Genomic DNA, 12,971 nt, shown 5'->3' with positions numbered 1-12,971 from the left:
GCGCATGCTATCCGTCATGGATCGTTGCCCCAGGATGCGCTCATGCGAAAGCCCTGCCTGAAGTTCCTTACCTCGGAGAATGCCTCCTTCGCGCCGGCCTTCGCGCTGGCTGCGCTGCCATTGTTTGCGGTGCTTGGCCTGTCGGTCGACTATACGTCCGGCGTTAGTTCAAAGAACGAAATGCAAAATGCGCTGGATGCGGCAACACTGGCCATCACCACGCTGCCGACCGATACGAGCCTGGCCAAACGCCAGGAGGCGTTGCAGGCTTTCTATGACGCCAACAGGGGCAACGGCACCGCGACCCTGTCCAGCTTCATCGTCGACGGCGACGGCACGGCGCATGCCAAATCGGCGGCGAGCTACAACATGCCGACCAAATTCATGCAGCTCGCCACCATCACCAGCGTGGCAATCGGCGTCACTTCCGCCGCCACCAAGACACCAGCGCTGGTGGAAGCGACATTCAAGGTCGACAAGGTTTCAGGATGGTGGGCCAAAACAGTGACGCTGTATGGCACCGGCTTTAATCAGACCAGCGCAAAAGCGTTGATGCAGATCACCTATCAAAAGAACGACAACGGCGGGAAAGGTTACGGCAAAGCCGTCCTCTCCACACCCGATAGCAAGGGTAAGATGACGGTTCGCCAGACGCAGACATGCGTGACGAGTGCCGTGACCAATCCTCTCAAGCCAGGCGCTTTCAGAGACGGCAGCGTGCAGGTGGTTTGCACCAGTTCACCGGCGGATACCGACGGTGCGAAAGTCGACGTCAGCACAATGGAAACGCTTTACCTGCAGATGGATGTCCCGGAAGGCAACCCAAAGCAGCTCAAGTCCAATGACCCGGCGACTTCGAACCGCCTTTACATTGACGATGTCGAAGTGGGGACCGGCAAGAAAGTCGACATCTTTCGGGCGGTGCCCTGCGGAACCAGCAGCCAGCAGGCGTGGGAAGACGGTGGCAACGCGGTACCCGCGCCTGTCGCAAACGCCGACTTCTTCTACACTGTGACAGGCAAATGCGAATTTTCGCAGAAGCCGTCGACCACAGCCCTCACTGAATAGTCCCTGCCCAAGTTTACTCTCGTCCAATTCGACCCGCCCGGATCCGTCTGCGGCGGGTCTTTTTTTGCCCGCTCGATCACGAAGCAGTGATGGGCGGTAACGAGCGGCTGCGTAGCGCCGAATGTTCCAGCAGAGGCCATTGGTGGCCGCGACACGGAGCATTCGATGCATGCGAAGATCCCTGGAGCGTTTCCGCTTCTAGCGGAAGCGCGGAAACACTCCATCTCTTTGTTTTTACGCAATTCCGTACGCAAAATCGCTGCGCGCTTTTGCTGGAATTTCTCCGGTGGCATGGCTGTTGCAGCGAAGGGCATTGCGGCGGGCGCCCTGCTGATGGCCGGCGTGGCCGCAGCGGCTGCCCAGCCTCTCACGGTGGTTGAACTGTTCACCAGCCAGGGCTGTTCCTCCTGCCCACCAGCCAATGCCAACCTGATCAAGCTCAAGGACCGGCCGGATGTGCTGGCGCTGTCCTTCGCGGTCACCTACTGGGACTACCTCGGCTGGAAGGACACGTTCGGCAGGCCGGAATTTACCGAACGGCAGGTGACCTATGAACCGGCGCTTGGCCGCAGCGGCCCGTTCACGCCGCAGGTCGTCGTCAATGGCCGCACCGATACGGTCGGCAACCAGCTTTCCGACATCGAAGCCCTGATTGGCGCAGACAAGCCCGCGAGCGGACCGATTCTGTCGCTCGCCGACGGCAAGGCAGCCATCGGCCCCGGTGCTGCCCCTGCCGGCGGTGCCGACGTCTGGCTGGTGCAGTATCGGCCAGGTGTCGTCGATGTGCCGGTCGGGCGTGGCGAAAACAGCGGACATAGCTTGCCGCACGCCAATGTTGTCCACGCATTGACCCGGCTAGGCACCTGGACCGGCGAAGCGGCGACACTGCCGCTGCCCAAGGCCGGCGACGGTCTTTCGACCGCCGTTCTGGTGCAGGCACCGCAAGGCGGAGCGATCCTGGCTGCGGCCGTCAACTAGAGCATTCCGGCGAAAACAGGATCGCCTTCAATGCTCTATCTCTTTGTTTTTACGCAATTCCAGACGCAAAGCCGCTGCGTGCTTTTGCTGGAGTTGACCTAGGCGAAGCACCACGAATCTTCGGCCAATCGCGGCCGAAGCATCGCACGGCCGCGGCAGCGGCCGGGCACAACCGGCGCCGTCAGATGCGCCAGCAAACCTCGAAGGAGAGAACAGCATGACCCGTCCATTCAGCCTGAAGGCGCTGGCTTTCGCCCTTGCCGCGACCGCGCTCACCGCTGGCGGCGCCTATGCCGAAGATGCCATGAAGCCTGCGGATGCAATGAAACCCGCTGACGCCATGAAACCCGCTGATGCGATGAAGCCTGCCGATGCGATGAAACCGGCTGACGCCATGAAACCAGCCGACGCCATGAAGCCTGCCGACGCCATGAAACCCGTAGATGCTATGAAACCCGTAGATGCGATGAAGCCAGCTGACGCCATGAAGCCTGCGGATGCGATGAAACCAGCACAATAACCCCGGATTCGGGCGATGACGCACGGGATCGTGAAAGCCAATCGGCCTCGACCGTCGTATAGTGCGTGCATCGTCGCCCGGCCCTTGTGAAGGAGCCCATGCATGATCTCAAACCGCAAATCCAAGGCAGCCAGACCGTGGAAGGCCTTGACACGCTCGGCACTCACAGGCCTTGCGCTGGCCGCGACCGCGCTGACATTGCTGCAGGGACCAACCCGTGCGGCCGAAGAAGCGGTGAACATCCCACCGCCCACCGTCGATGCGAAATCGGCAGCCGGATTGCAGAAGGCCGTATTCGCCGGCGGCTGCTTCTGGGGCGTGCAGGGCGTGTTCCAGCACGTCAAGGGCGTGACGAAGGCCGTTTCCGGCTATGCCGGTGGCGCGGCGGATACGGCCGAATACGAGCGCGTCGGCTCGGGCAGCACCGGCCATGCCGAGTCCGTCGAGGTCACCTACGATCCTTCGAAGATCAGTTACGGCAAGCTGCTGCAGGTCTATTTCTCGGTGGCGCACAATCCGACCCAGCTCAACTATCAAGGACCGGACTACGGCACCCAGTACCGCTCCACGGTGTTCGCGACCAATGCCGAGCAGAAGACGATTGCCGAGGACTACATCGCCCAGCTCGATACGGCGAAGGCATTTCCCAAAAAGATCGTGACGACGCTGGAAACCGGCAAGGCGTTCTATCCGGCCGAGGATTACCATCAGGATTTCCTCGAGCGGAACCCGACCTACCCCTACATCGTCTACAACGACCTGCCGAAGATCGAGAATTTGAAGGCGATGTTCCCCGATCTCTATTCCGAAAAGCCGATGCTCGTCATGGCGAACCCGAAGAGTTAATGGCTTAGACCACCTCCAGACAACAAAAGACCGCGCCAAGATCCCGGCGCGGTTTTTTGTTGGGCGGCAGCACCCTCAGTACCAGCCTATTGCAGATTCATGGGCGCTGCGGTCACCGGATCGTATTTGATCTCGACCTTGGCCCCGTCCTTGGTGAAATAGGTGACCTCATAACCCTTGTTGTCCCAGTCGACCTCGTCGATGAAGGCGAAGTCCGGCCGCTGCTCGACCTTGGCGACGATCTCCGACAGTTTCTTGGCGTTCTGCGGCGGCACGTCCCTGGCCTGGGCACCAGCTGGCACAGCGACGGCAACCAAGGAAATCGCCGCAAGAACAGTGATGATACGCATGTGATCCCTCCGAAGCTGGCGCGCGACGCGCGTCCTCATGATACCCTGCGGGCCATTTGCATAACTCACGGCATAAACGATCGTTCCGCAAGCAGCGGATGCAGGAGTTGAGACACAGTTAGGTCGACGTTCCGGTTTGGGCAAAGCGGCGTGCTATGAGAGCCTCGTAACACCAGGCGGTCACCAATCCCATCGCCAGCCAGGTCAACCAACTCATGCCGTTCTGCGCGAGTACGACATCAAGGGGATTGCCGACCAGGAAATCCATCAACGGTTGTCGGATCAAGCGCCCCATGACGGCGAGCAGCAACAGGCCGACAGCGAGACCGCTCAGACTTGTGCCAAGCCATCGTAAGCGTGAGCGACACAGGCCATAGAGAATGGTCAAGCCAACGCCGATTTCGATCGACGACAAAGCCGCCGGCACAGCAACATCCCAGGATGGTGCCACACTCTGCCCAGCCATGCGGCGCGCCACCCATGAGGCGACTGGTTCGGCCGAAATCATGTGGATGAGAAAACCTGTGGCACTGGCAACGAGCGCGCACGCAAGTGCCGGCAAAAGCAGACCATTCCTCATGCGACCAACCTCTCGCGACGCATCAATCGACATTGATGTCGGGAAACTTCCCGGTTCTTTTGCGGCGGCCCGATGATTTTTCGCCTGGCGTTCCGCTTTCGATGTCACTGCGAGACCAACCGCGCCCAGCCTAGCCGCATGGCCAGTGATGGCGAGATATGTCAGCAGCCGCCTTGATTTCGGGTTGCGGGAACCGACATTCAGGCGCACAACGCAAATCCTTTCCAATCAGACCTTTTTCATCATGCAATCCGTCATCTCCGTTTCCGGTGTCTCGAAAACCTATGCCACCGGCTTCAGCGCTCTGAAGAACATCAATCTCGACATCAAGCGCGGCGAGATCTTCGCGCTGCTCGGGCCGAACGGCGCCGGCAAGACAACGCTGATCTCGATCATTTGCGGCATCGTCAATCGATCTGGCGGTACCGTCACCGTCGACGGCCATGACATATCGAAAGACTATCGCGCCGCGCGCAGCCTGATCGGCCTGGTGCCACAGGAGCTCACGGTGGAATCCTTCGAGACGGTGCGGTCGGTGCTGGCGTTCAGCCGCGGGCTGTTCGGCAAGCCGGCCGACCCTAACTTCATCGAGAAAGTCCTCAAGGACCTGTCTCTGTGGGACAAGCGCGATGCCAAGATCATCACCCTGTCAGGCGGCATGAAGCGCCGCGTGATGATCGGCAAGGCACTGTCGCATGAGCCAAAAATCCTGTTCCTCGATGAGCCGACGGCCGGCGTCGACGTGGAGCTGCGCAAGGATATGTGGGCGCTTGTGCGGACGCTGCGCGATTCCGGCGTCACCATCATCCTGACCACCCACTACATCGAGGAAGCCGAGGAGATGGCCGACCGGGTCGGCGTCATCAACAAGGGCGAGATCATCCTGGTGGAAGAAAAGGCGGAGCTGATGCGCAAGCTCGGCCGCAAGCTGCTGACGCTCGAATTGCGCAGCCCGCTCACCACCCTGCCCGACGGCTTCGAAAGTTACAATCTCGAGCTTTCGTCCGACGGCACAAAGCTCACCTACACCTATGACAACCAGGCAGAACGGCCAGGCGTCGCCTCGCTGATCCGCGACCTCGACCAGGCCGGCATCCAGTTCCGCGATCTGGATACCGAAAACAGTTCGCTGGAGGAGATCTTCGTCTCCCTGGTGAGGAGGCAATCATGAACCATCGCGCCGTCTGGGCGATCTACAAGGTCGAGATGGCGCGCACACTGCGCACCATCATGCAGAGCGTGATCTCGCCCGTCATCTCGACGTCGCTCTACTTCGTGGTGTTCGGCGCCGCAATCGGTTCGCGCATCACCGAAGTCAACGGAGTGAGCTACGGCGCCTTCATCGTGCCCGGGCTGATCATGCTGACGCTGCTCACCCAGTCGATTTCCAATGCCTCCTTCGGCATCTATTTCCCGAAATTCGTCGGCACGATCTTCGAATTGCTGTCGGCGCCGGTCTCCTATCTGGAGGTGGTCATCGCCTATGTCGGGGCCGCCGCCACCAAGTCGATCGGCATCGGCCTGATCATCCTGGCCACTGCCTCGCTCTTCGTCGAACTCGACATCCAGCATCCGTTCTGGATGCTTGGCTTCCTGGTGCTGACCGCGATCACGTTCAGCCTGTTCGGTTTCATCATCGGCATCTGGGCCAACGGCTTCGAACAGTTGCAATTGATCCCGCTGCTGGTGGTGACGCCGCTCACCTTCCTTGGCGGTTCGTTTTATTCGATCGACATGCTGCCCGGCGTCTGGCGTACGATCTCGCTGTTCAATCCCGTCGTCTATCTGGTCAGCGGCTTTCGCTGGGCCTTCTTCGGCCATTCCGACGTGCCGGTGGAAATCAGCCTCGGCATCACGCTGGTGTTCCTGCTGCTGTGCATCGGCGTCGTCGCCTGGATCTTCAAGACCGGATACCGGCTGAGAACGTAGATTTTCGCCCGATCGAGACCTGGAAGGTCGGCGCGACCTTCCAGGTCAGATCGCCTTCAGCAGCCGCAGCAAAGCCAGCATGCCACTGGCGGTGCCACGCTTGAACGCGATGTAGGCCGGTTCCTCGACACCGTGGAAGCGTCGTTTGAAGGCGGCCTGGCCCTGCAGATTGAAGCGGTGGCGGTTGACCAGATTTGAATCGAAGGCGCGGCTGAACGCACCGCGCCAGAACGTGCTTTCGGGAAAACCGCTCGGCGCCATGTCGGCCAAAGGCGACAGGCCCAGCGTAACAGCGGAAATGCCCTCCTTGCGGAACTGGTCGACGGCGAACTTGGTCAGGCCGATCTCGGCATGCGGGGTAGCGCCGGCCAGCTTGCGCTTGAAGGCCGTGGTGTAACCGGTGACCTTGCCGCCTCTGGAGATCGGGTCGAAATCCAGCAAGGCCGTGAGCTTCCTGTCCGGATCGAGCAGCACGAAACGGCGCATACCGGGGCCGGGCAGAATCGGGAACGGACGGTTGAGGAAGGCCATTTCGCGGCGCGCGACAATGCGGCCGGCCCGCCACTCATCGGAAAGCCGCCGTACTTCGTCGGCGTCGGCCAACCCGCCAGGATCCTCGGTCAGCGTGTAGCCCTTCTTGACCAGCCAGCGCTCGGAATAGCGGACGGTTTCATTGGGCTTGCCGGAAAAGTCATGTGCCGGCAGCGGCAGGCGCGTGTCGTAGCCGATGCGGCTGACCTGGTAGCCAAGGCCGGACAGGACCTTTGCGGTCGCTTCACCGACCTGCACGAACCAGGGCGAATCAGCGATTTCCACGAAGCGGCAAATCAGCGCGGCTCGATCCGTGTCGCCGACGACCGGATCGGCCAGCGCATAATGGCGCCCCATCATCGTCTGGAAGGCGATGTAGCCGTCTTCGTCGCCGAAGTAGGACAGAAGTGGCTGCGTGGCCGTCGAATAGGCGAGCGAGAAATCGCCGTGCTGAGCAAGCATTTCCAGCCGCTTGGCAAGCGGCAGGCTTGCGCGCGGAACAGCGGCAGCGCGGTCGTCAAGGAAGCGGTCGATGCTTTTGCGGAGCGAGCCCATAAATTACGCCCAGATGATACCCAAAAACGGCTAATCGATCCGTCTTCCGAATCAACAAGCCGCTGCCACCCCACAACCCTCTCTTGCCATATCGGCTTCGTTGCCACATAGCGCAATCGAGTTGCGGCTGGGATGTCGCGAAAGGATTTGGTGGAAATATGACCGAAGCGATCGAAGAAGTGATCGTGATCGGTGCGGGGGCGGCCGGACTGGCTGCGGCAGACGCACTGGCCCGGCATGGCATCAAGGCCCGCGTGTTCGAAAAAGAGGCCAAGATCGCCGAACCGTGGCGCCAGCGCCACGAGCGGCTGGCGCTCAACACGCATCGCGACATGTCCTATTTGCCGGGCATGCCTTATCCCAAGGGTGTGCCGGCATTCCCGCCCAAGGCCGCGGTGATCGCCTATCTCGAGCGCTTTGCCGAAGAGCGCCACATCGCCATCGCGTTCAACACGGAAGTCGAACGGGTCACGCGCGAAAGCGACCACTGGGTGATCCACACCAGAAAAGGCGTGCACCGCGCCAGGAACCTCATCGTCGCCACCGGCCATGACAAGGTGCCGTGGATGCCAAACTGGCCGGGAGCATCGGAATACAAGGGACGGTTGATCCACTCCGCCGCATTCGGCAGCCCCAGGGACTATGAAGGCAAGAGCGTGCTGGTGGTCGGCGCCGGTAATTCCGGCTTCGACGTGCTGAACTATCTGATCGGCGCCAAGACTGCCATGATCCACCTCGCCGCCCGCGCAGGTCCTTCCGTCCTGCCCAAACGCGTCGGCAAGATCGCCGTGCAGCGCTTCTCGAGGATCACCGATGCGCTGCCGATTCCGGTCGGCGATTTCATGGTCGCGCTGCTGCAGCGCCTGCTGTTCGGCGACCTTCGCAAACTCGGTTTCGCGCCTGTGAAAAAAGGCGGCATCACCCGGCTGAAGGAGGATCACGTCGCCATCTCCGCCGATGATGGCGCTATCGACGCCATCAAGGCTGGCCGCATCAAGGTCGTGGCCTCGGTTGCAGGCTTCGAGACGGAACAGGTCGTGCTGGCCGACGGCACGAAGATCAAGGCCGATGTCGTCATTGCCGCGACCGGTTATCGCACCGGGCTGGACACCATGCTGGACGGGCTCGGCGTTGTCGACGATACCGGCAAGCCGAAGGTCAACGGAGCAGAGACCGGCGGCCAGCCCGGCCTATGGTTCATCTCCATGCAGCCGAGCATCGTCGGCCACTTCTATGCCGCAGGCCAGGAAGCCAGGGCGATTGCGGCACAAATCGCAGGTCGGCGATGACCTCGCCGCCTGCGCATGGTAGCAATCCAAATCTCCAAAGCGTTTCCATTTTCACGGAAACGCTCTGACCCTTTGTTCTTACGCAATTCCGGACGGAAAACCGCTCCGCACTTTTCCTGGAATTGCTCTAGACGCCGATCTTGCCACCATCCTGCTTGGTGATGGCGACGACCGATGGACGCACCGGCATATCCGGCTTGAAGTCCGGCCAGCGCGTCGAAAGATCCTCATAGTAGGACGGTCTGCCGAACGGCTCCCAGTCGGTGCCGCCATCGCCAGGATGTTGCACGGCCACGAAGGCCGTCTTGTCATCCGGCGCGAATTGCGGACCGCACAGTTCCGCGCCCACCGGCACGCGGAAGAACAGCTTGGAGGTGGCGCGCGCCGGCCCCTCGGTATCGATCGCCCAGAGGCCATCGGTGCGGCCGGTTTCCTTGGCGTTGTTGCCGTCGGTCGCCACCCACAACCGCCCGGTGGAATCGACGGCGCAGTTATCAGGCATGCCGAACCAGCCATTGGCCGTGGTCGCGGTCGAGAAAGAAGCGCCGACCTCGGCCACCGACGGATCGCCGCATTTCAGCAGCACTTCCCATCTGCCCTTGGTGGCGGCGAAGTCACCGCCTTCCTCGGCGATCTCGATCATATGGCCGAAGGCGTTCTTGGCGCGCGGGTTCGCGGCGTCAACCTGGTCGTCCTTGCGCTTGCTGTTGTTGGTCAGCATCACATAGACCTTGCCGTTGACGCCGTTGGGCTGGATGTCCTCGGGGCGGTCCATCTTGGTGGCGCCGAGCAGGTCAGCGGCGCGGCGCGTCTCGATCAACACATCGGCCTGGCTGCTGAAGCCGTTCTCGGCGGTCAGCGGGCCCTGGCCAAAGACGATCGGCAACCATTCGACACCGCCGTCTTCCGCGAACCTGGCGACGTGAAGCGTGCCTTCGTCGAGCAGATCCTTGCTGGCAGCCGGATTGGCGGGGTCGAACTTGCCGGCAGTGACGAATTTGTAGACGTAGTCGAAGCGCTCATCGTCGCCGAGATAGAAGACGACGCGACCATCCCTGGCGACGATCGATTCAGCTCCTTCGTGCTTGAAACGACCGAGCGCCGTACGCTTCTTCGGCGCCGAGTTGGGATCGGTGACGTCAACCTCGACGATCCAGCCGAAGCGGTTCGCCTCATTCGGCTCCTTGGCGAGGTCGAAGCGATCATAATGGGAGCCCCACTCATAGGAGCCTTCCGGGATGCCGAGACGCTTGTAATTCGCTGCTTCCCTGTGCCCTTCCGGCAAAGCCCCGGAGAAGTAGCCGTGGATGTTCTCCTCGGCCATCACATAGGTACCCCAAGGGGTGACGCCGCCCGCGCAGTTGTTGATCGTCCCAATGACTTTCGTGCCCGACGGATCGGCATTGGTCTTGACGCGGTCATGACCGGCCACAGGACCGGAGAGCGCCATTTCCGTGTTGGCGGTGACGCGGCGGTTCAGCTTGCCGTCACGCACCACCCGCCATTTGCCGCCTTCCTTGCGAATTTCGACGATCGTGCCGCCATGCGCAGTCATCTCGACATCGACCTGCTCCTTGGTCAGCGGCGCAAGCTCGAGTGCCTTCTTGCCATCCTTCTCCACCACCTTGACGATGCCTGGGAACATCAAATGCGGGTTGGTGTATTCGTGGTTGACCACCAGAAGACCGTGCTCGGCCGAGCCCTCCAGAGGGATATAGCCGACGAAATCGTTGTTGTAGCCGAACTGCTTTGCCTGAGCCTCGGCAGTCTGCTTGTTCGGATCGAAATCCGGCGCGTCGGCAAACAGCGGATCACCCCAGCGCAGGAGCACATCGGCATCGTAGCCGGTGGCGACGTGGTGCTTGTCGTCGATGCCGGCTTCGACCTCGTCAAAGCTGAAGGCCGAGCCGCCTTCAGCCGCGCGTGCCTCATCTGCGCTGGTCAGAGCGAGTGGGCTGACGGTGACCGCTATGGCCGAAACTGCAAGCGAGCCCTTGAGAAAACCGCGGCGTGAAAAGCGTGCGGCGATGATCTCGCCCATGGTGCGATTGTCTGTCGGGTTGATCGCCGGACCGTCATTCTCTTCTAGCAGGCTGGTGCGGAAGCGGATGTCTTTATGGTCCGACATGGCTGACCTCTGGCTGTTGGTGCTGGCTGGGCTGCGTGTCAGCCCCTTGCGTAGCGGTCGGGCTTAACAGTTTCGTGACGCAGGGCGCGTCCATTTCGGCTTCTTCTCCTGGTCGCCGGCACCGTAACCCGATGCGCCGGATCACGCCTAAAGCCAGGGAATGCAGCAAGTTTGAATCAAATGCCTGTTCGGGAATTTCCGTTCCCGCAACCGAATCGCTCCATGCTTTCTCTCGTGGTGGGCAACAAACGGAGTACCGATGAACAGTGATTTTGCCGCCGCGCGCCTGCATCTTGAGCGGGCAACCCACTACCTGCGCGGCAACGACCAGACCAGCACGAAAGCCTGCGAGGCGCTCGACATCCTGATCGAGGCCATCGTCACCGCCCAGCACACGAAGCCGAAGGGCCAGGTGATCGAGTTTCCGAAGACGGTTCAGTTGCGCTAGGGCATTTCCGGCGAAAACAGGATCGCCTTCAATGCTTTATCTCCTTGTTTTGCACAATTCCGGGCGCAAAACCGCTGCGAACTTTTGCTGGAATTGCGCTAGGCTCAGGCTCTCCACTTGACCGTCGCTTGCCGTTGGGAAACAAGCTTGCCCAGCGGGGCTGGGTGGAGGCAATCGGTGAACATAGTCGGCATGGCGCAGCTCGGTGTCTCCACCGTGATTTTCCTGCTTGCCGCCACGGCAGCCAAACATTGGGCGCTGGCACCGAGCCTCGGCAAGATCGTCATCACCCTGGCACTTTATACACTCGGCAATCTGATCATGCTGAAGCTGATCCGTGATTTCGGCATGTCGATTTCACTCAGCCTCTCGGCGGTCATCCAACTGGTGGCGGTGAATGCCGTTGCCCTGGCCTTCTTCGGCGAGAAGTTGACGGCCATTCAGGCGGTCGGTGTCGCGCTGGCCATCGTTGCCGTCGCGCTCGTCACGCTGGGGCCTTATTTGCAAGGCCGATGACAGCCGTGCCGGGAAAGATTAAGCCGGCATTCTTCGACAGACGGCATTGCGGCAGGATTGATGCGAAAGACCATTTCGACACTCTACGACCGGATTGAATTCCCTGTTCTGCTGGCCGGCATCATCGTGGCCGGCGGCCTCTGGGGGTTCGTCGAGTTGATGGAGGTCGCGCGCGACTCGGCGCCCCACAGCTTCGACACACAGATCCTGCTTGCTTTCCGCGAGGCTGGCGATCCGAGCAATCCGATCGGCTCGCCGCGCTTCGAAGGCGCGGTACGCGACATCACCGCGCTCGGCAGCGCTGCCGTGCTGACGCTGATCACCGCTGCAACCATCATCTATTTCCTGCTCATCCGGCGCTGGACGACAGCGCTGTTCGTGCTGGTGGCGGTCGGCGGCGGCCAGATCCTGTCGACCCTGCTCAAATTCGGTATCGACCGGCCTCGCCCGGATCTGGTGCCCAGGCTCGCGGTGGAAACCTCGCTTTCCTTCCCCTCCGGACATGCCATGCTCTCGGCCGTGACCTATCTCACGCTCGGTACGCTGGCCGCGCGTTTCCTGCCCGGCCATGTCACCAAGATCTATATCTTCGTGCTTGCGGTGCTGCTGACGCTGATGGTCGGGGTGTCGCGGCTCTATCTTGGCGTGCACTGGCCGTCGGATGTGCTGGCGGGCTGGTGTGCCGGCTTTGCCTGGGCCATGCTGTGCTGGCTGGCGGCGCGCACCATGCCGCACGGCAAGAATGGCGACAACGAATTGAACTAATGCATTTCCAATCCATATTCATGTTTGACACATCATTATGAAAGTACCATACATTTATTCTGCAGACTCAGACGGGAGTTCTGACCGGTGATTACCGCTGCACAGATGCGTGCGGCGCGGGCACTGGCCGGCATCGACCAGAAGACGCTCGCCGAACGGGCCGGCGTTTCGCTGCCGACCATCCAGCGCATGGAGGCGAGCGACGGCGTGGTTCGGGGCGTGGTCGATACGCTGATGAAGGTCATCCAGGCACTCGATGAGGCCGGGGTGGAACTGATCGGCGACAACCAGGCCAGTGATCGCGGCGGCAGGGGCGTGCGGCTGAAGAGCTCCGTATAGGCTTCCCGATCCGGGTCGGCTTGAGCAGTTCCAGGAAAAGTCGCAGCGGTTTTCCGTCCGAAATTGCTTAAAAACAAAGGGTTAGAGTGTTTTCGTGAAAAACGGAAGCGCTCCAAGGTTCGCGACGGC

Annotated in this window: 15 protein-coding genes; 11 read left to right on the top strand and 4 right to left on the bottom strand. The window is 61.1% G+C overall.

What is annotated here, in order from left to right:
* Window positions 1–42: 42 nt before the first annotated feature.
* The 4 genes from AC3WTO_RS01955 (at window position 43) to msrA (ending at window position 3,412) form a co-directional block, all read left to right on the top strand.
* Entirely contained in the window at window positions 43–1,068 is a 1,026-nt protein-coding gene (locus tag AC3WTO_RS01955) for a pilus assembly protein TadG-related protein (RefSeq protein ID WP_492458997.1), read from the top strand.
* Between the two features lie 291 nt (window positions 1,069–1,359).
* On the top strand, window positions 1,360–2,046 hold the full coding sequence (locus AC3WTO_RS01950; RefSeq protein WP_492458996.1) for a DUF1223 domain-containing protein: 687 nt from the start codon (window positions 1,360–1,362) through the stop codon (window positions 2,044–2,046).
* Between the two features lie 217 nt (window positions 2,047–2,263).
* Entirely contained in the window at window positions 2,264–2,566 is a 303-nt protein-coding gene (locus AC3WTO_RS01945; protein WP_492458995.1) for a hypothetical protein, read from the top strand.
* 102 nt (window positions 2,567–2,668) lie between these two features.
* Window positions 2,669–3,412 carry a peptide-methionine (S)-S-oxide reductase MsrA gene (gene msrA, locus AC3WTO_RS01940; RefSeq protein WP_492458994.1) on the top strand — a complete coding sequence of 248 codons (744 nt, stop codon included), beginning with the start codon at window positions 2,669–2,671 and terminating at the stop codon, window positions 3,410–3,412.
* A gap of 86 nt (window positions 3,413–3,498) precedes the next feature.
* Here msrA and AC3WTO_RS01935 read toward each other — a convergent pair whose 3' ends face one another.
* Window positions 3,499–3,762 (bottom strand): PepSY domain-containing protein, encoded by a 264-nt coding sequence (locus AC3WTO_RS01935; protein WP_492458992.1) that lies wholly within the window; start codon window positions 3,760–3,762, stop codon window positions 3,499–3,501.
* Window positions 3,763–3,880: 118 nt separating this feature from the next.
* Entirely contained in the window at window positions 3,881–4,342 is a 462-nt protein-coding gene (locus AC3WTO_RS01930; protein WP_492458991.1) for a hypothetical protein, read from the bottom strand.
* Window positions 4,343–4,586: 244 nt separating this feature from the next.
* Between AC3WTO_RS01930 and AC3WTO_RS01925 the strand changes: the two genes are divergently transcribed.
* Window positions 4,587–5,513, top strand: coding sequence for an ABC transporter ATP-binding protein (locus AC3WTO_RS01925; protein ID WP_492458990.1), 927 nt, complete (start codon window positions 4,587–4,589; stop codon window positions 5,511–5,513).
* A complete protein-coding gene (locus AC3WTO_RS01920) occupies window positions 5,510–6,271 on the top strand; it encodes an ABC transporter permease (protein ID WP_492458988.1) in 762 nt (253 codons plus the stop codon). Before AC3WTO_RS01925 ends, AC3WTO_RS01920 begins: the two co-directional genes overlap by 4 nt.
* Window positions 6,272–6,316: 45 nt before the next feature.
* On the opposite strand, the gene AC3WTO_RS01915 is transcribed toward AC3WTO_RS01920, so the two are convergent.
* Window positions 6,317–7,357, bottom strand: a complete 1,041-nt coding sequence (locus AC3WTO_RS01915; protein WP_492458987.1) for a phosphatidylglycerol lysyltransferase domain-containing protein — start codon at window positions 7,355–7,357, stop codon at window positions 6,317–6,319.
* A 158-nt stretch (window positions 7,358–7,515) separates the two neighbouring features.
* Here AC3WTO_RS01915 and AC3WTO_RS01910 point away from each other — a divergent pair, with 158 nt between their 5' ends.
* Complete coding sequence (locus AC3WTO_RS01910; RefSeq protein ID WP_492458986.1) at window positions 7,516–8,646, top strand: flavin-containing monooxygenase; 1,131 nt, start codon at window positions 7,516–7,518, stop codon at window positions 8,644–8,646.
* Between the two features lie 127 nt (window positions 8,647–8,773).
* Here the strand turns inward: AC3WTO_RS01910 and AC3WTO_RS01905 are convergent, their stop codons facing one another.
* Window positions 8,774–10,774, bottom strand: a complete 2,001-nt coding sequence (locus AC3WTO_RS01905; RefSeq protein ID WP_492458985.1) for a PhoX family protein — start codon at window positions 10,772–10,774, stop codon at window positions 8,774–8,776.
* 259 nt (window positions 10,775–11,033) lie between these two features.
* On the opposite strand from AC3WTO_RS01905, the gene AC3WTO_RS01900 reads away from it, so the two are divergent.
* The 4 genes from AC3WTO_RS01900 to AC3WTO_RS01885 all read left to right on the top strand — a co-directional run bounded on the left by AC3WTO_RS01900 (window position 11,034) and on the right by AC3WTO_RS01885 (window position 12,842).
* Entirely contained in the window at window positions 11,034–11,222 is a 189-nt protein-coding gene (locus tag AC3WTO_RS01900; protein ID WP_129410741.1) for a hypothetical protein, read from the top strand.
* Between the two features lie 192 nt (window positions 11,223–11,414).
* On the top strand, window positions 11,415–11,738 hold the full coding sequence (locus AC3WTO_RS01895; RefSeq protein ID WP_492460011.1) for a hypothetical protein: 324 nt from the start codon (window positions 11,415–11,417) through the stop codon (window positions 11,736–11,738).
* A 60-nt stretch (window positions 11,739–11,798) separates the two neighbouring features.
* Window positions 11,799–12,503, top strand: coding sequence for a phosphatase PAP2 family protein (locus tag AC3WTO_RS01890; RefSeq protein ID WP_492458984.1), 705 nt, complete (start codon window positions 11,799–11,801; stop codon window positions 12,501–12,503).
* A gap of 87 nt (window positions 12,504–12,590) precedes the next feature.
* Window positions 12,591–12,842, top strand: coding sequence for a helix-turn-helix domain-containing protein (locus AC3WTO_RS01885; RefSeq protein WP_492458983.1), 252 nt, complete (start codon window positions 12,591–12,593; stop codon window positions 12,840–12,842).
* Window positions 12,843–12,971: the final 129 nt, after the last annotated feature.

It is taken from the genome of Mesorhizobium sp. EU05-FHT14A09 (genome assembly GCF_058790995.1).
Note: the sequence above shows the minus strand (reverse complement) of the source record. Positions and strands in the feature narration are given on the sequence as shown.